Genomic DNA, 16055 nt, shown 5'->3' on the forward strand with positions numbered 1-16055 from the left:
ACGGAGCGGCACCACCGCGACCGCGCGGGGTTCGGAAAGGGGCGGGCGTTCGTGCGACGAGGGCATCCGGTGACCGGCGGACCCGGACTCCGCCCGCGGGGTCGGCCCGTACCGTGCGGCGCGTGGTCGAGCGGCACCACCGGAAGCGCGGGGCTCCTGCCGCAGTTCGGCGAGCCCCGTTCAGAAAGACCGGAAGATCCCTTCGGGATCGTCGTGAGCCCGTGCCGCGTACTCCTCGAAGCCCAGGTTGCCGATGGTCAGGTTCGCGTGGACGTCATGAACCCCGGCGGGGTCGGTGCGGAACGCGCGGCCGAACTCGGTCAGCTGCTCGTAGTCCTCGTCGTCCACGCACTCCTCCCGCGTCAGCGTGGTGACCGCCTGCAGTGCGTGACCCTCGGCCTGCATCGTCTTACGGTCGGCGAGAAAGACCACCGCCAGGTCGTCGTCGCTGCGGACCGCGGTCAGCACCTCGTCGAGGGTCGCCCCCGCCCAGACCGGATCGTCGACGAAGTGGATGTGCGCCTCGTCCCGCTCGCCGCCCCGGGGCTCCGTCAGTGCCGCCGCCACGTCCTGCCACGCATGGTCGTCGTCGTAGTCGGTCCTGACGACCAGGACAGCGAACTCATCACGCCTGGTGACGGTGGGCAGCACTCTCATCGATCCTTCTCCTCGGCGGCCACGGACAGGAGGGCGAGAGCGACGGCGGTCCGCCCCGTCATCCCCGTTCCCGCGCGTTGTCGGTCATGCGCTGGCCACGTGGCCAACCCCCGGGCCGAGCCTTCCACGTGGCCGAGAACCGCCCCACAAGGGGCCTGCGAACGGCCATCAGCCGCGACGCTCGGATGCCGCCGGAGCCAAACTCCTGCACGCTGGCGTAAGCCGTTCGACGCCGGAGGCAGTCATGGCACTGCGGTGCACCGGGATTGATCCAGACACGGGGCGGCAGGGTTCCCCCACTGTATGGATGGACGAGGACAAGGGGAAGCCGGACGGGAAGCCAGATGTGGAGTGCGCCGTGTCGGGGCGGAATGCCCGGCGCGGCCGGGCAGCCCGGGGGTCTGCGAGTTCACGCGGAACGTCCCGTCCGCGATATCCCACGTGATGCGAGCCGAGACCGGCAGGACACGGCAGCAGGCATCCCCTGCTATGCCTCGGGTCACTCGCGGCGCGTGGGGAGGCCGTGGCACTGGATGGCCGTTGCCGTTGGTGGCTGATTACCTCGGCATCCGCTCGCGAAGCGAGTCTGGGCCGGGCCGAGCTCCGTGCCCCGCTCCGGCCGACGGCTTGTTCACCGCCTGCGCGACGCCTGGACGGGGCCGAGACCGGCTCCCGGTCATCAGACAGCGACCACGTGGACGTCCGAGGGCGCGAGAATCGTGAGGTAGGCGTGGATGTCCCCCGGGTCGGTGGTGAAGATCACCGAGCTGCCGTGACGTGCCGCCGCCAGGGCCACCCAGGCGTCCACCGCGTCCGGCCGCTTCTTCGCCGGCAGGGCCGCCCGCCCCAGAGCGGTCCCGATGCGCCGCCAGTCCGCGAGGTCCGGGCCCGTCGCACAGGCCAGACACTCCGGACGGCCCGCCTTCGTCTCGCGCACGGGCGGCTCGGACGTACGGGCCTGGGGGACGGTGCAGTCCTTCAGGACGCCGGACAGGGCATGCACCAGCGCCGGCCGGGGGCGCCACACCTGGGCGAGGACCGGTCCGAGCACCAGCGCCCGGTGAGGGACCGTGATCAGTCCCTCATGGAGGGCCACCGCCTTCGCCTTGCGGTCGGCCAGTGCGATGAGCATGCCGGTGTCGTAGACCGGCACCCGTGCGCTCACGCGGCGTGTCCCGGACGGCGGCCTTGCCGGTCGCGGCCGTGGACGAGGCCCAGGGCCTCCTCCACCTCGCGGCGTTCCTGCTCCGTCAGCTCCGCGGCCGTCTCCGGGGCGGGTTCTTCGGGCAGCCCGTCCGCCGCTCGCTCCGCCCGGGCGATGAGTGCGTCCACCGCGGCGAACTGTTCCTCTATGGCATCGCTCTCGGCCATCTGGCGCGTTGCGGCATGCACCAGATAGGCCGAGACGTCCATGCCCGCCCGTTCCGCGTGCTGCCTGATGCGTTCGGCCTGGTCCTGCTCCAAGCTGATGCTGATGCGCGTCTTCGCCACGAAGACATCGTAATACGCGTATGACGACGGTGCGAGTGCGGCTGGGCGAGGTGGGCAACCGGGCACGCTCCCTCCCCGGCACCCTGCTCCGTGCCGCCCCCGGACCACCGGTCGACGTCTGCCCGCCCGCCCCGCGCGACGGGCCTGCGGTCCGGCGTAGGACTCCGGGCGCAGGGCCTGGGCGTGCGGCGGGTGCGGTCTGCGGGTTTGCCAGTGGCGACCCAGGGCCTCTTCGAGGGCGTGGCGCAGCGGCAGGGCCACGGCGCGCGGCCCGACGCCCGTGGTGGAGGCGGTGGCAGTGTCGAGCAACCGGTCCGCACCCGCGAGCAGTTCCTCGGGGGTCGAGATGGACGGCGGCGGATTCGGGAGGGTCACGGGGAGCCCGGGGCGGGCGCGCGGACGGCACGGGTGTGGCCGGGCGCATCGTGGTCACAGGGATCGCACCGCATTCGCGAGGTGCGCGGTGCGGCGGATGATCTCCTCCACGTCGCCGACGGGCACGGCTTCATGGGAGCCCTTGTCGCACCACAGGATGTGGTCGGTGGCCTGCTGGCCGTAGGCCCGGGTGAGGGCGGTCATGGCCCCGCCCATGCGGAGCGTCGCCCCGTCCCACGAAGCCCGGAGCTTGGTGGTGAACGACGGGTCGCGTGTGACCCGCTTCAAGACCTCCGTCCATTCCTCCTCGACCACCAGGGCCCAGGCCGGGACGTCGCGCCGGTGCTCCGTCTCGGCCGTCGCCTCCTGTTGTTCCCACAGGTGATGGACCAGGCTGGCGCCGGAGGTGATTCCGGATGGGGCGTGAATAGCGAGGAACCGCCCCGAGGAAGGGTCCAGGACGTGAAGCGCTGCCCGTAGCGCGGTCCCTTTCCCGCGCAGGTCTCCGCGAACGTCCGGCACCACTCGCCGGGCTCCACCATGGCCCGGTACGGCCACTCACGTAAGGACGGAGCGCGGAAGCCCGCCGCCTCCGGTGCGGGCCGACTCGGCCTGTCATCCCTGGTCTGACCTGGGGATTCGCTGGGTTGCTGGTCACGTGGCCGGTCCCGCCACCGCCCAGAAACGCAAAAAACCCCAGATCGCCTGGGGTCTCTGCTGGTGTCCGAGGGGGGACTTGAACCCCCACGCCCGATAAAGGGCACTAGCACCTCAAGCTAGCGCGTCTGCCATTCCGCCACCCGGACCAGGTGTCTGCCGTGCGGCCCCGGGCCGCTCCGACGTGGAAAACCATAGCAAACATTCCGCGCCCCCGATCACACCCCCGGGACTGCCGGGGAGGCCCTTGGGCCCGGTGCCCCGGGAGCGGGAGGATGGGGAGCGGACCACCAGCAGCGACAGTGGGAGGAACAGCGTGAGCGAGTCCAGCACGGATCGGGCGGTCTCGGGGGAGGACGAGGTCGTCGACCTCTGCCGCGAGCTGATCAGGATCGACACCAGCAACTACGGCGACCACTCCGGTCCCGGCGAGCGCGCCGCCGCGGAGTACGTGGCGGAGAAGCTCGCCGAGGTCGGCCTCGAACCGCAGATCCTCGAGTCGCACCGGGGCCGGGCCTCCACGGTCGCCCGTATCGAGGGCGAGGACCCCTCCCGGCCCGCTCTGCTCATCCACGGCCACACCGACGTCGTCCCCGCCAACGCCGAGGACTGGACGCACCACCCGTTCTCGGGCGAGATCGCCGACGGCTGCGTCTGGGGCCGCGGCGCGGTGGACATGAAGGACATGGACGCCATGACCCTGGCCGTGGTGCGGGACCGCCTGCGCAGCGGCCGCAAGCCGCCCCGGGACATCGTGCTCGCCTTCCTCGCCGACGAGGAGGCCGGCGGCACCTACGGGGCCCGGTACCTGGTGGACAAGCACCCGGGCCTCTTCGAGGGGGTCACCGAGGCGATCGGCGAGGTGGGCGGCTTCTCGTTCACCGTCAACGAGAACCTGCGGCTCTACCTGGTCGAGACCGCCCAGAAGGGCATGCACTGGATGCGCCTCACCGTCGAGGGCACCGCCGGCCACGGCTCCATGACCAACGACGACAACGCCCTCACCGAGCTCTGCGAGGCCGTGGGCCGCCTCGGGCGCCACACGTGGCCGATCAGGGTCACCAAGACCGTCCGCTCCTTCCTGGACGAGCTGTCCGACGCCCTCGGCACCCCGCTCGACCCGGAGGACATGGACGCCACCCTCGCCAAGCTGGGCGGCATCGCCAAGATGGTCGGCGCCACGCTGCGCAACTCCGCGGCGCCGACGATGCTCGGCGCCGGCTACAAGGTGAACGTCATCCCCGGGCAGGCCACCGCCCATGTCGACGGCCGCTTCCTGCCCGGCTACGAGGAGGAGTTCCTCGCCGACCTCGACCGGCTGCTCGGACCCCGGGTGCGCCGCGAGGACGTGCACGCCGACAAGGCGCTGGAGACGAGCTTCGACGGCGACCTCGTGGACGCCATGCAGACCGCGCTGCGGGCCGAGGACCCGATCGCCCGTGCCGTGCCGTACATGCTCTCCGGCGGCACGGACGCCAAGTCCTTCGACGACCTGGGCATCCGCTGCTTCGGCTTCGCCCCGCTGAAGCTCCCGCCCGAGCTGGACTTCGCCGGAATGTTCCACGGCGTGGACGAGCGCGTCCCCGTCGACGGCCTGACCTTCGGGGTGCGCGTCCTGGACCGCTTCATCGACCAGTGCTGAGCGCGCTTCGTCCACCTGTTCATCACCCACCGGAAAGAGTGAAAGGAGGTTTCGGCTCGTAGCTCCCCTCCGGCCTCCTCGTTACAGGTGGTGCGGTCCGAGGTTGGGGCCGTTTTGCCAACAAGGAGGAATAATGATCAAGAAGGTCGTCGCTGCTGCGGCTGCCACCGGTGGTCTGGTGCTCGCTGGTGCGGGTGTGGCCATGGCCGACTCGGGTGCCCACGGTGCCGCCGTCGGTTCCCCCGGCGTGCTCTCCGGCAACGCCATCCAGGCGCCGATCCACGTTCCGGTGAACGTGTGCGGCAACACGGTCAACGTGATCGGCCTGCTGAACCCCGCCTTCGGCAACACCTGCGTCAACGCCTGACGTTCGTCAGACGTTCCGGCCCGGCCTCCGAAGGTGCCCGGGTCCGGTCCGCGGGCGGCTTCGGAGTGCGTGCCATGCACCCCGGAGCCGCCCGCTTGTTCCTCCCCGGACAGGGACCGGGGGATTCCTGACAGTCGGAAGGCAGGGCATCAGACATGCGACAGGTCACGCGCAAGGGCCTGATCACCGTGGCGGCCGCGGGCGGCGTGCTCGCGCTCGGCGGGGGGTACGCGCAGGCGGACTCGAGCGCGACGGGCGGGGCGTCGAACTCGCCGGGCGTACTGTCCGGCAACTCGGTCCAGGCTCCGGTCCACGTGCCGGTGAACGCCTGTGGCAACACGGTCAGCGTGGTGGGGCTCCTCAACCCCGCCATGGGCAACTCGTGCGCCAACGTCTCGCGGGGCGGCTCCGGGGCGGGCGGCCACGGAGGCGGTGCGCACGCGGAGGGCTCCACCAGCAACTCGCCGGGCGTGGGCTCGGGCAACAACGTCCAGGCACCGGTGGACGTCCCCGTCAACGCCTGCGGGAACAGCATCACCATCGGCGGCCTGCTGAACCCGGCGTTCGGCAACGACTGCGCCAATGCTCCCGGGGGGACCACGCCGGGCAACCCCGGTAACCCGGGCACCCCCGGCAACCCCGGTGAGCCGGGTACTCCGGGCAACCCCGGTGAGCCGGGCGAGCCGGGTACTCCGGGCAACCCGGGCACCCCCGGTGAGCCGGGCACCCCCGGCAACCCGGGGACGCCCGAGACCCCCGTCACACCGGAGGCGCCGGGCGTCCCGAACACCCCGGGCGCGCAGACCGTCACGCCGCACGGGGACGAGCAGCTCGCCTCCACCGGCATGGACACCCTGGGGGTCGCCGCCCCCGTCGGTGCGGGCCTGCTGCTGGCCGGTGCGATCCTGTACCGCCGCGCCCGCTCCGCCGCGTAACCCCACCGCGCCGGACACGGCAAGGAGCGGGTCCCCGCAGGTGGGGGCCCGCTCCGGCCCGGCTCCGGGGCCGGGCGGGATCACCAGATGCCGCGCACCTGGCGGATGATGCGGCGCCGCAGCCGCACACGGCGGCTGCCGTTGCGCAGCAGCGTCAGTCTGTCCAACTCCCAGTGTCCGTATTCCGCATGGTCGGTCAGCAGCCGCGTCGCCTCCTTGCGGGACACCCCGCGCGGGACGTACACGTCGGTAAATTCGTATTCCGGCATCGCATCTATTGTGCGGGCAGCGGCCCGGTACGGATAGCGTGCGCACTATGTCTGATGCTGCGCAGCCCACCGCTGCCGAGGTACGCGCCGCCGCCGAGGCGGTCAAAGCCGCACTGGACCGCCACCTGGAGGCGGTCGAGAACCGCACGGGCGACGACGACCCGGCCGTCTACGACGCGTTCAACGCGCTCGCCACGGCGGCGGAGGCGTACGACGAGAGGCTCTACGACCGCTACGACGAGGTGACCCCCTTCGAGATCCCCGGCGCGGACGACTCGCTTCCGCCCTACGGGGGGCCTGAGGAGCCGAACGCGCTCAGCGTCCTCATCCGCCGCGACTACGCGGTGGTCGAGTCCAAGAGGCTGCTGGCGCAGGCACAGCGCATCGCCGACCTCGACCCCGACGCCCAGGACCGCCCCGGCCGAGCGCCGGTCGTCGGTGCCAGCGTCCACGCGGCGCTGGGGGTGCTCTTCGGGGAGTTCGAGCCGGACGAGATCGCCTCCCGCCACCGGGAGTTCGGCCTGGAGGAGGGCGACTCGACGCTCTGGGTCTGCGCGGCGGACGACCTCCCCGAGCCGGGGGAGTGGCTGACCACCCCCTTCGACCAGGCCGATCCGGAACGGGTGGTGTGCCGCTTCGACGTGAGCGCCGTGTTCGACGAGGAGGAGGCGGCCGGCTACGAGGACGACGGCGAAGCCGGCTGAACCCCTCGCGCCCACCCGCCCCCGGCCCCGGGCAGTGCCCCGCACCCGCCCGGCGCCGGGGGCGGGTGTCCGCGTGGCGGGTCCGGGCCAGCGCCCGCACCCGCCCGGCGGCCGGACGTCAGGACGGGGAGGGTGCCGCCAGCAGGCCCCGGAGCAGCACGCCGAGGCGGGTCCGGCGAGGCTCGGCGGCCACGTCGGCCACCGCGCCGGGGAGCGCCCGGTCGACCCCGTGCACCACGGACAGATGCCGCTCCGCGCGCCCGAAGGCCGTGTAGACCCAGGGCCTGCTCAGCCCCGCCGCCGCGTCGCCCGGCAGCACCACGACCACCGCGGGCCACCGCATCCCGGCCGCCTGGTGGACCGTCATGGCCCACCCGTGGCGCAGCACCGACGCCACCCGGTCCCTCGGGACCGTCACCGCGCCCCCCTCGCCGTCCAGCCGGAGGCCCTCGGGGGAGGCGGAGACGACCGTGGCGGCGACCGTCCGCCCGGGTGCCTCGGCGAGCGCGACCCGGTCCCCGGGGTCGAAGCCGCCGAACCTGCCCGGACCGGGGTTGAGGTGCTGCTTCAGCGCCGTGTTCAGCGCCCTGGTCCCGGCCGGGCCGCCGTGCCCCACCGTCAGCACCTGGGTCCGGTCCGCGGGGACGCCGATCGCCCGGGGGACCGAGTCGGCGACCAGCTGCACCGTGCGGTGCACGGCCTCGGCCGCCTCCCGCACGGGCACGATCGCGATCTCCTTCCCCGGGGCGTCGACCTGGTTCAGCTCGCCGATCCCGATGCCCGACACCAGCTCGCCGAGCGGCCCCGGGTCCGGGACGCGCGAGTCGACCCGGGGGCAGACCCCGGCGGCCAGCAGATCCGCGAAGACGCGCCCCGGGCCCGCCGCGCCCAGGACGTGCGGATCGCCGCTGAGCACGAGTCGGCAGCCGTCCGGCAGCGCCTCCACCAGCGCGGCCGCGCTCTCCACGTCGAGCAGGGGCGCGTCCAGGACGGCCAGCAGGTCCAGGGCGAGCGCGCCGTCCTCGTCCCGCCCGGGGCCGGCGGCACCGCTCAGCAGGTCCGCGACGGTCACCGCACCGTCCCGCGGGCCCAGACGGCGGCAGCCGCTGCGGCTGTGGACGGCGACCAGGGCGCGCAGCCCCCGCTCCCGGGCGCCCGCCACCAGGGCCACGGGCTCGGCCCGGGCGGCCTCCCCGCCGGTGTGGACGACCAGGCCGCTGCCCGCGGCCGCGCGGACCAGGTCGGGGCCCTCCCAGGCATCGCCGGGCCCGGTGCGCACCAGCCGGGCCAGACCGTCGGCGAGGCTCTCCTCGGCCATGGCGTAGCGGTCCAGCCCGAGCAGCACCGGGACGGGGGGCCGGTCCTCCTGCCGGTCCTCCGGTGCCGTCGGGTGCGCCTCCTCCGGCTCCTCTGCGGTGTCGGCGCCCGTTCCGTCCTGCAGGACGAGCGCCGCACCCGCCTCGACCGCCGCGGCGACCGCGGCGTCCTCGTCCGGCACGCCGAGCCCGGCGAGCCCCGCGCGGACCGCGGAGACCTCCTGCACGGTGTGCCCGTGCGCGGCGGCCCGCTCCAGCAGCCAGGCCACCAGCGCGGCGGCACGCCGCTCGTCGTCCGGTCCGCAGCCGGGGCCCAGCAGCGCCCGGGCGAAGGCGTCGGCCTGCTCGGGGCGTACCCCGGGCACGGACAGCACCAGCCAGGGGTCCTCGGCGAGCAGCCCCGCGGCGCCGTCCCCGAGGGTCTCGGCGACCGGTCCGGCCAGGGTCTCGGGGGCGCCGCCGCGGGCCAGCAGCGCACGAACGGCCTCCAGCGCCTCCGGGGGCGTCCGTCCCGGAGCGGCCGGGGCGGCGCGCGGGACGGACGGCCGGGGCGCCTCCGCGGCGGGCCGCGGTGCGGCGGCCGCGGGGGCGTCGTCGAAGAAGTCAGAACCGGAGGAGGTGCCGCCCTCCACCGCCCGGACGGCGGCGAGCAGGTCGGCGGCCTGGCCGCTGAGCTTCGCCCCGCTCTCCACGGGCCCGCCGCGCTCGGCCTTCCGCCGGGCGATGCGCTCGCGCAGGGCGCGCTGGGCGGCGAGCTCGGCCTGCGCCTCACTGCCGGTGCCCTCGGTGCCGCCACCGGCGGGGTCCGGGTCCGCCCCGGGGCCCTCGCTCCCGGTCTCGGCCGCCCCGGGGCCCGGAGTGTCCCCGGCGCCGTCCGGCGCGGGAGGCCCGGCCTCCGGTGCCCCGGCCGGCTCCGGCGCGCCGGAGCCGGCCGAGGCACCGGCCGTCCCGGAGCCCGGTCCGCCGCCGTCCTCCCCGGCGACGGCGCCCGCCGCGTCGGGAGCGGGGCCGCCGGGGGGCGGGTCGCCGTCGGCGCCGCTCGCGTCGGCGGAGTGCGGGGTGGACGCGGTCACAGCGTGCTCCAGTCCTGGTCGGGATAGCGGTGCACGGGGGCCGAGACATCGTCCAGCGCCCGGCGGATCTCGTCAGGAAGACTAAGCGCCTCCACCGACAGCGCCGCGGCGAGCTGCCGCGCGTTGCGCGCGCCGACGATCGGGGCCGCCACCCCGGGCCGGTCCCGCACCCACGCCAGCGCGACCTCCAGGGGGGTGGCCGCGAGTCCGTCCGCGGCCGTCGCCACCGCGTCCACGACGCCCGCCGCCGCCTCGTCGAGATAGGGCTCGACGAAGGGGGCCAGGTGCTCCGAGGCGCCCCGCGAGTCGGCCGGGACCGAGGTGCGGTACTTGCCGGTCAGCACCCCGCGCCCCAGCGGCGACGACGGCAGCAGCCCCAGACCCAGGTCCAGCGCGGCCGGGAGCACCTCCCGCTCCACCCCGCGCTGGAGGAGCGAGTACTCCATCTGCGTGCTCGCCAGCCTGGTCCGGGCGCCGGGGGCCGCCAGCTGCCAGGTCGCGGCCTTGGCAAGCTGCCAGCCGCAGAAGTTCGACACGCCCGCGTACCGGGCGCGCCCCGTGGTGACCGCGATGTCCAGTGCCTGGAGGGTCTCCTCCAGCGGTGTCCCGGGATCGAAGGCGTGCACCTGCCACAGATCCACATGGTCGGTGCCCAGCCGGGCGAGGGAGGCGTCGAGTGCGGCGAGCAGATGGCCGCGGGAGCCGTCGAAGCGCCGGTCGGGGTCGCGCACGCTGCCCGCCTTCGTCGCTATCACGAGGTCCTCGCGCGGGACGAGCCGCTCCACCAGCCTGCCCAGCAGGTACTCGGCCTCGCCGCCGCCGTAGACGTCCGCGGTGTCGACGAGCGTCCCGCCGGCCTCCCAGAAGGTCTTCAACAGGTCGGCGGCGTCGTGCTCGCCGGTGTCCCGGCCCCAGGTGAGGGTGCCGAGCCCGATCCGGGACACGCGCAGGCCGGTGCGGCCGAGATGCCTCTGCTCCATGGGCGCTGAGATTACTGGCCAGGGGCGCACGCTGAGAGACCCTGTGGACAACGTCCCCCTGCCGGTCACCGGTGCGGCGCGCTACAGTCCCCGGGGAGAGATCCTACTGATCAGTAAGAGGGAGCGGTCATGCGGCTCGGCATCAACCTCGGCTACTGGGGCGCGGGGATGGACGGTGACAACCTCGCCGTCGCCCAGGAGGCGGACAGGCTCGGCTACGACGTGTGCTGGGCGGCGGAGGCCTACGGCTCCGACGCGCCCACGGTGCTCAGCTGGGTCGCCGCCCAGACCGAGCGCATCGACGTCGGCTCCGCCATCATGCAGATCCCCGCCCGCCAGCCCGCGATGACCGCGATGACCGCCGCCACGCTCGACTCGCTCTCCGGTGGCCGCTTCCGCCTCGGCCTCGGCGTCTCCGGCCCCCAGGTCTCCGAGGGCTGGTACGGCGTCAGGTTCGACAAGCCGCTGGCCCGCACCCGCGAGTACGTGGAGATCGTGCGCCGGGCGATGAGCCGCGAGCGGCTGACCCACCAGGGCGAGCACTGGACGCTGCCGCTGCCCGACGGACCGGGCAAGCCCATCAAGCTGACGGTCCACCCCGAGCGCGAGCACATCCCGCTGTACATCGCGGCGATCGGGCCGAGGAACCTGGAGCAGACCGGTGAGATCGCCGACGGTGCGCTGCTGATCTTCCCCTCCGCCGAGCACCTGGAGGAGACCGCGCTGCGGCCGCTTCGCGCGGGCCGGGAGAAGGCCGGGCTGACGATGGACGGCTTCGACGTCTGCCCGACCCTGCCCCTCGCGGTCGGGGACGACGTTCCCGGCCTGGCCGACATGTTCCGTCCGTACACGGCCCTCTACGTCGGCGGCATGGGCAGCCGCAAGCAGAACTTCTACAACCAGCTCGCCCGGCGCATGGGGTACGAGAAGGAGGCGGCCGAGATCCAGGACCGCTACCTGGCGGGCGAGAAGGCGGAGGCGGCCGCGGCCGTCCCCCACCAGCTGATCGACCAGACCTCGCTGCTCGGACCCGTGGAGCGCATCGCGGACCGGATGCAGGCGTACGCGGAGGCCGGCGTCACCACGCTGACGCTCGCCCCCGCGGGCTTCACCCTCGACGAGCGGGTCACCGCGCTGCGGGCCGGTGTCGAGGCCCTGGAGCGGGCCGGGGTGGCCTGAGGTCTCAGCGGCCGTGGTGGGGGCTCGGGGGTCTTCCCCGCCACGGCCGTCACGCGGTACAACGCGCGACGCCCCTCGGGGTTACTGCCCGGACCGGGGCGGCTCTCACCCGTTCGGCCGAGAGCCGCCGCCTCCCCTGTTGCCGCGCCGCCCGAGCCGCCGTTGACTCGGCCTGCAACGGCCTTGTTGGAGGTGGCACGGATGCTCTCGGCACGCAGTCTGTTCCAGGAGATCGTCGACAACGACGACAGCTACCGGCTCTTCTGCTCGATCGCCGCGAGCGGCGAGGCGCAGGGCGGCTGGGAGAACGCGCGGATCGCCGCCCTCGTCCCCGAGAGCATGCGCGAACTCGCGCCGAAGATCGCCCGCCACGGGGCGGACGAGGACAAGCACGGACGCATCTTCAACGCGCTGCTGCGGAAGCGGCACCTCGAACCCGTGCCCGTCCCCCCGGAGACCGACTACACGAGGCTGCTGGAGCGCCGGGGCATCGGTCTGGCGCACGACAAGCTCCGCAGGGACGAGCCCCTGAGCGAGGAGGACATCGTCGTCTACCTCTCGCACAGCCGCGTCACCGAGCAGCGGGCGGCCGACCAGATGGTCATGCTGGTGCGCCACTTCGGCGACCACCCCGAGGTCGGCAAGGCCATCCGGCAGATCTCCGCCGACGAGGACAACCACCTCGCCTACTGCCACGAGGAGCTGCTGCGCCTGGCAGCCGCGGGCCACGGGCGCACCATCCAGCGGGTCCTGCGGGAGAGCGCACTGGCGGAGATCCGGATCTACCGGGACGTCAGCCTGGCGACCATGGCGCACCTCGGCCGGCTGCTGACGTGGCCCCGCGCCAAGTCGGCGGCCCTGGCGGCCGGCATCCAGGCGATGTACGCCTACGAGCGCCTGGGCGGCTGGCACCGGATGGTCTCCCTCGCCATGCCCGAGCGGCGCGGGGCCCTGGACGGACCCCCGACCCCGGCCCCCGCCGTCTGAGGACGGAGCCCCGCCGGGGCAGGACCCGTGCGCGCTCCCGGGCGTGAGCGCGCACGGCGTCACAGCCAGCCGCGGCGCTTGAACAGCCGGTGGAGCCCGACGACGGCGCCCGCCATCAGCAGCAGCACCGCCGGGTAGCCCCACCCCTCGTCCAGCTCCGGCATGTGCCGGAAGTTCATGCCGTACACCCCGGCGACCATCGTCGGCACGGCGGCCATGGCCGCCCAGGCCGAGATCTTGCGCATGTCGTCGTTCTGCCGCACCCCCATCTGCGCGAGGTGGGCGGACAGGATGTCCGACAGCAGCCGGTCGAGCCCCTCCACCTGCTCGTTCGCCCGCGTCAGGTGGTCGCTCACGTCCCGGAAGAAGGGCTGGGCGTGCTCGTGGACGAAGGGCACGCCCGCACCCGCGAGACGGTCCATCGGCGAGGCCAGCGGCCCCGCGGCCCGGCGGAACTCCAGGACCTGGCGCTTGAAGGTGTAGATGCGGGCCGCGGTGTTCTTGGCGTCCTTGCTGCCGGGGGCGAAGACCTCCGCCTCCATCTCCTCCAGGTCCACCTGGAGCTCCGCGGCGACGTCGATGTAGTGGTCGACCACCGCGTCGCTGATCGCGTACAGCACGGACGTGGGCCCGTGCCGGAGCACGGCGGGCTCGGCCTCCAGCCGCTCCCGCACCGCGTGCAGCGGCGCCCCCTCGCCGTGCCGGACGGTGACGACGAACGAGTCGCCTATGAACACCATCAGCTCGCCCGCGCGGACGGTGTCGCCCTCGGGCTCGTAGACCACCGGCTTCAGCACCACGAACAGGGAGTCGTCGTACACCTCCAGCTTCGGCCGCTGGTGCGCCTTCAGGGCGTCCTCCACGGCCAGCGGGTGCAGTCCGAACTCCGCGGAGACGTGGTCGAACTCGTCCTCCGTCGGCTCGTGCAGCCCGATCCAGAGGAAGGCGTCGCCCGCGGCCCGGGCGTCCGCCAGTGCGGCGGCGAGGTCCGACGGGCCCTCGGTGCGGCGTCCGTCCCGGTAGATGGCGCAGTCCACGATCACCCGACGCATTCTTCCCCCGCCTCCCGCTGGGCACACCCCGGCCCCCGCGGCGCGTCCGCCCCCGCCCGGAGGCGGACCCGGCACCACCCGCCGGGCCCGAAGCCTTAGGCTGGCGGCCATGGCCACGCTGATCCTCGTACGGCACGGACGCTCCACCGCCAACACCGAGGGAGTGCTCGCCGGGCGGATGCCCGGCGTCCACCTCGACGCCCGCGGCGCCGCGCAGGCCGCCGCCCTCCCCGGGCGGCTCGCCGGAGTCCCGCTCGCCGCCGCGGTCTCCAGCCCCCTGGAGCGCTGCCGGGAGACCCTCCGGCCGCTGCTCGACGCCCGGCCGGAGCTCACCCTGGAGACCGACGAGCGCATCGGCGAGTGCGACTACGGCGACTGGTCCGGCCGCAAGCTCGCGGAACTCTCCGACGAGCCGCTGATGGAGGTCGTGCAGCACCATCCCTCCGCGGCCGCCTTCCCCGGCGGCGAGTCGATGCGGGCCATGCAGGCCCGCGCCGTCGACGCCGTCCGCGACTGGAACGCCCGCGTCGAGGCGGCGCACGGCGAGGGCGCCGTGTACCTGATGTGCTCCCACGGCGACATCGTCAAGTCCCTGGTGGCCGACGCCCTCGGCATGCACCTCGACCTCTTCCAGCGGCTGCACGTGGAGCCCTGCTCGGTGACCGCCGTGCGCTACACCCGCACCCGGCCCTTCCTGCTGCGTCTCGGGGACACCGGTGACCTGTCCTCCTTCGCCCCGGGCGACGACCGCGCCGAGACGCGCACCGAGGAGCGGGGCCAGGCCGTCGTCGGGGGCGGCGCGGGCGCACCGTGATCGCTCCCCGCAGTAGGGTGGACGGGCCGCGGTCCCCAGGGGGCGGGTGCCCTCGTACCATCCGTGACCGGACGGCCGCGGCCGACCGAAGACCGAATCCGCACACCGACCCCAAGGGAGACAGGACGTGTCCCGTCAGGTGTTCCTCTACGACCCGCCGGAGCGCTTCGTGGCCGGCACGGTCGGTCTGCCTGGACGCCGTACGTTCTTCTTGCAGGCATCGGCCGCAGGGCGCGTGACCAGCGTCGCCCTGGAGAAGACGCAGGTGGCCGCGCTGGCCGAGCGGATCGACGAGCTCCTGGACGAGGTGGTCCGCCGCACCGGCGGGAACGCGCCGGTGCCCGCGATGGCTCCCGCGGACGTCGCCGACACCGCTCCGCTCGACAACCCGGTCGAGGAGGAGTTCCGGGTCGGCACCATGGCACTCGCCTGGGACGGCGAGGAGCAGCGCATGATCGTCGAGGCGCAGGCGCTCGTCGAGCTGGACGCGGATTCCGAGGAGGATCTCGCGGAGGCCGAGGAGCGGCTGCTCCAGGACGAGGAGAACGGCCCGCCGATGCTGCGGGTCCGGCTGACCGGGGCCCAGGCCCGCGCCTTCGCCAAGCGCGCCCTGGACGTGGTGAACGCCGGGCGCCCGCCGTGCCCCCTGTGCAGTCTGCCCCTGGATCCGGAAGGACACGTATGCCCGCGCCAGAACGGATACCGACGGGGGGCGTGAGCGGCGCGGACGCGCTCACGCTGCTCGCGAAGGGCGAGCTGACCGTCCTCGGCCGGGTGCGCGAGGCGTCCAACGCGGTGCTCTACTGCTCGGTCTCCGACGAGGAGCGCACGGCGCACTGCGTCTACAAGCCGGTCGCCGGAGAGCGCCCGCTGTGGGACTTCCCCGACGGCACCCTGGCGCAGCGCGAGGTGGCCGCCTACGAGCTCTCCGAGGCCACCGGGTGGGGCCTGGTGCCGCCGACCGTGCTCCGCGACGGACCCTACGGACAGGGCATGGTCCAGCTCTGGGTGGAGGCGGACCCCGCGGCCGAGCTGCTGGCGCTCGTCGAGGGCGAGGAGCCGGGGGAGGGCTGGAGGGCCGTCGGCTTCGCCGACGTCGGCGAGGGCCGCACCGCGCTGCTGGTCCACGCCGACGACCCGAGGCTGCGCCGCCTGGCGGTTCTCGACGCCGTGATCAACAACGGCGACCGCAAGGGGGGCCACCTGCTCCCGGCCGCGGACGGAGCCCTGTACGCCATCGACCACGGGGTGACCTTCAACGCCGAGGACAAGCTGCGCACCCTGCTGTGGGGCTGGGCGGGGGAGCCGCTGACGGGCGAGGCCCGCGGCGTGCTGGAGTCCCTCGCGGCGAACCTGGCGGGGAAGGCACCTCTCGCCACCCGTCTGGCGGAGCTGCTGACCGAGGCGGAGACCGCCGCCGTACGGGTGCGCGTGGCGGAGCTGCTGTCCTCGGGCACCCATCCGGTGCCTTCCGGGAGGTGGCCGGCGATCCCCTGGCCGCCGGTCTGAGGCGCCCGCGGGGGGCCGCGGAGCCGATGCACACGCGGGCACCCGGCG

At 74.0% G+C, this 16055-nt stretch carries 17 protein-coding genes and 1 tRNA gene; 9 read left to right on the plus strand and 9 right to left on the minus strand.

What is annotated here, in order from left to right; translation table 11 throughout:
• Positions 1 to 180: 180 nt before the first annotated feature.
• The 5 genes from NPS70_RS13265 to NPS70_RS13285 all read right to left on the minus strand — a co-directional run bounded on the left by NPS70_RS13265 (position 181) and on the right by NPS70_RS13285 (position 3329).
• Positions 181 to 657, minus strand: a complete 477-nt coding sequence (locus tag NPS70_RS13265) for a hypothetical protein (RefSeq protein ID WP_256524402.1) — start codon at positions 655 to 657, stop codon at positions 181 to 183.
• A 679-nt stretch (positions 658 to 1336) separates the two neighbouring features.
• Complete coding sequence (locus tag NPS70_RS13270; protein WP_256524403.1) at positions 1337 to 1822, minus strand: hypothetical protein; 486 nt, start codon at positions 1820 to 1822, stop codon at positions 1337 to 1339.
• Complete coding sequence (locus NPS70_RS13275; protein WP_256524404.1) at positions 1819 to 2148, minus strand: ribbon-helix-helix protein, CopG family; 330 nt, start codon at positions 2146 to 2148, stop codon at positions 1819 to 1821. Before NPS70_RS13275 ends, NPS70_RS13270 begins: the two co-directional genes overlap by 4 nt.
• A 429-nt stretch (positions 2149 to 2577) precedes the next feature.
• Positions 2578 to 2811 (minus strand): hypothetical protein, encoded by a 234-nt coding sequence (locus tag NPS70_RS13280; protein ID WP_256524405.1) that lies wholly within the window; start codon positions 2809 to 2811, stop codon positions 2578 to 2580.
• 430 nt (positions 2812 to 3241) lie between these two features.
• Positions 3242 to 3329, minus strand: a tRNA-Leu gene (locus tag NPS70_RS13285).
• 167 nt (positions 3330 to 3496) lie between these two features.
• Here NPS70_RS13285 and NPS70_RS13290 point away from each other — a divergent pair.
• From NPS70_RS13290 to NPS70_RS13300, 3 genes are all read left to right on the plus strand, one after another.
• Positions 3497 to 4822 carry a M20/M25/M40 family metallo-hydrolase gene (locus tag NPS70_RS13290; RefSeq protein WP_256524406.1) on the plus strand — a complete coding sequence of 442 codons (1326 nt, stop codon included), beginning with the start codon at positions 3497 to 3499 and terminating at the stop codon, positions 4820 to 4822.
• A gap of 133 nt (positions 4823 to 4955) precedes the next feature.
• The gene (locus NPS70_RS13295; protein WP_256524407.1) at positions 4956 to 5189 is read left to right on the plus strand and encodes a chaplin; all 234 of its coding nucleotides are present in this window, start codon (positions 4956 to 4958) and stop codon (positions 5187 to 5189) included.
• 155 nt (positions 5190 to 5344) lie between these two features.
• Positions 5345 to 6124: a chaplin family protein gene (locus NPS70_RS13300; protein WP_256524408.1), complete on the plus strand. Its 780-nt coding sequence runs from the start codon at positions 5345 to 5347 to the stop codon at positions 6122 to 6124.
• An 80-nt stretch (positions 6125 to 6204) separates the two neighbouring features.
• Here the strand turns inward: NPS70_RS13300 and NPS70_RS13305 are convergent, their stop codons facing one another.
• Positions 6205 to 6393 carry a DUF5703 family protein gene (locus tag NPS70_RS13305; protein ID WP_256524409.1) on the minus strand — a complete coding sequence of 63 codons (189 nt, stop codon included), beginning with the start codon at positions 6391 to 6393 and terminating at the stop codon, positions 6205 to 6207.
• Positions 6394 to 6440: 47 nt separating this feature from the next.
• Between NPS70_RS13305 and NPS70_RS13310 the strand changes: the two genes are divergently transcribed.
• The gene (locus NPS70_RS13310) at positions 6441 to 7097 is read left to right on the plus strand and encodes a hypothetical protein (protein WP_256524410.1); all 657 of its coding nucleotides are present in this window, start codon (positions 6441 to 6443) and stop codon (positions 7095 to 7097) included.
• A gap of 118 nt (positions 7098 to 7215) precedes the next feature.
• Here the strand turns inward: NPS70_RS13310 and NPS70_RS13315 are convergent, their stop codons facing one another.
• Positions 7216 to 9498, minus strand: a complete 2283-nt coding sequence (locus NPS70_RS13315; protein WP_305885848.1) for an ATP-dependent RecD-like DNA helicase — start codon at positions 9496 to 9498, stop codon at positions 7216 to 7218.
• A complete protein-coding gene (locus tag NPS70_RS13320; RefSeq protein ID WP_256524412.1) occupies positions 9483 to 10466 on the minus strand; it encodes an aldo/keto reductase in 984 nt (327 codons plus the stop codon). The genes NPS70_RS13315 and NPS70_RS13320 overlap by 16 nt, the downstream gene beginning before the upstream one ends.
• Positions 10467 to 10595: 129 nt before the next feature.
• Here NPS70_RS13320 and NPS70_RS13325 point away from each other — a divergent pair, with 129 nt between their 5' ends.
• Both NPS70_RS13325 and NPS70_RS13330 read left to right on the plus strand, forming a co-directional pair.
• Positions 10596 to 11645, plus strand: coding sequence for an LLM class F420-dependent oxidoreductase (locus tag NPS70_RS13325; protein ID WP_256524413.1), 1050 nt, complete (start codon positions 10596 to 10598; stop codon positions 11643 to 11645).
• 201 nt (positions 11646 to 11846) lie between these two features.
• On the plus strand, positions 11847 to 12632 hold the full coding sequence (locus NPS70_RS13330) for a ferritin-like domain-containing protein (protein ID WP_256524414.1): 786 nt from the start codon (positions 11847 to 11849) through the stop codon (positions 12630 to 12632).
• A gap of 59 nt (positions 12633 to 12691) precedes the next feature.
• Here the strand turns inward: NPS70_RS13330 and corA are convergent, their stop codons facing one another.
• Positions 12692 to 13684 (minus strand): magnesium/cobalt transporter CorA, encoded by a 993-nt coding sequence (corA, locus tag NPS70_RS13335; RefSeq protein WP_256524415.1) that lies wholly within the window; start codon positions 13682 to 13684, stop codon positions 12692 to 12694.
• Between the two features lie 109 nt (positions 13685 to 13793).
• Here corA and NPS70_RS13340 point away from each other — a divergent pair, with 109 nt between their 5' ends.
• From NPS70_RS13340 to NPS70_RS13350, 3 genes are all read left to right on the plus strand, one after another.
• Positions 13794 to 14498, plus strand: coding sequence for a histidine phosphatase family protein (locus NPS70_RS13340; protein ID WP_256524416.1), 705 nt, complete (start codon positions 13794 to 13796; stop codon positions 14496 to 14498).
• 127 nt (positions 14499 to 14625) lie between these two features.
• Entirely contained in the window at positions 14626 to 15216 is a 591-nt protein-coding gene (locus tag NPS70_RS13345) for a DUF3090 domain-containing protein (protein WP_256524417.1), read from the plus strand.
• Complete coding sequence (locus tag NPS70_RS13350; RefSeq protein ID WP_256524418.1) at positions 15180 to 16007, plus strand: SCO1664 family protein; 828 nt, start codon at positions 15180 to 15182, stop codon at positions 16005 to 16007. Before NPS70_RS13345 ends, NPS70_RS13350 begins: the two co-directional genes overlap by 37 nt.
• Positions 16008 to 16055: the final 48 nt, after the last annotated feature.

It is taken from the genome of Streptomyces sp. C10-9-1, assembly GCF_024497955.1.
In the GTDB taxonomy this organism is placed as follows: Bacteria; Actinomycetota; Actinomycetes; order Streptomycetales; family Streptomycetaceae; genus Streptomyces; species Streptomyces sanyensis.

Bases quoted from the DNA above. Each gene is read 5' to 3' on its own strand.
- NPS70_RS13305 (WP_256524409.1), bottom strand. From the start codon at position 6,393: ATGCCGGAATACGAATTTACCGACGTGTACGTCCCGCGCGGGGTGTCC.
- NPS70_RS13350 (WP_256524418.1), top strand. From the start codon at position 15,180: ATGCCCGCGCCAGAACGGATACCGACGGGGGGCGTGAGCGGCGCGGAC.
- NPS70_RS13340 (WP_256524416.1), top strand. From the start codon at position 13,794: ATGGCCACGCTGATCCTCGTACGGCACGGACGCTCCACCGCCAACACC.
- NPS70_RS13330 (WP_256524414.1), top strand. From the start codon at position 11,847: ATGCTCTCGGCACGCAGTCTGTTCCAGGAGATCGTCGACAACGACGAC.
- NPS70_RS13295 (WP_256524407.1), top strand. From the start codon at position 4,956: ATGATCAAGAAGGTCGTCGCTGCTGCGGCTGCCACCGGTGGTCTGGTG.
- NPS70_RS13325 (WP_256524413.1), top strand. From the start codon at position 10,596: ATGCGGCTCGGCATCAACCTCGGCTACTGGGGCGCGGGGATGGACGGT.
- NPS70_RS13310 (WP_256524410.1), top strand. From the start codon at position 6,441: ATGTCTGATGCTGCGCAGCCCACCGCTGCCGAGGTACGCGCCGCCGCC.
- NPS70_RS13265 (WP_256524402.1), bottom strand. From the start codon at position 657: ATGAGAGTGCTGCCCACCGTCACCAGGCGTGATGAGTTCGCTGTCCTG.
- NPS70_RS13320 (WP_256524412.1), bottom strand. From the start codon at position 10,466: ATGGAGCAGAGGCATCTCGGCCGCACCGGCCTGCGCGTGTCCCGGATC.
- corA (WP_256524415.1), bottom strand. From the start codon at position 13,684: ATGCGTCGGGTGATCGTGGACTGCGCCATCTACCGGGACGGACGCCGC.
- NPS70_RS13300 (WP_256524408.1), top strand. From the start codon at position 5,345: ATGCGACAGGTCACGCGCAAGGGCCTGATCACCGTGGCGGCCGCGGGC.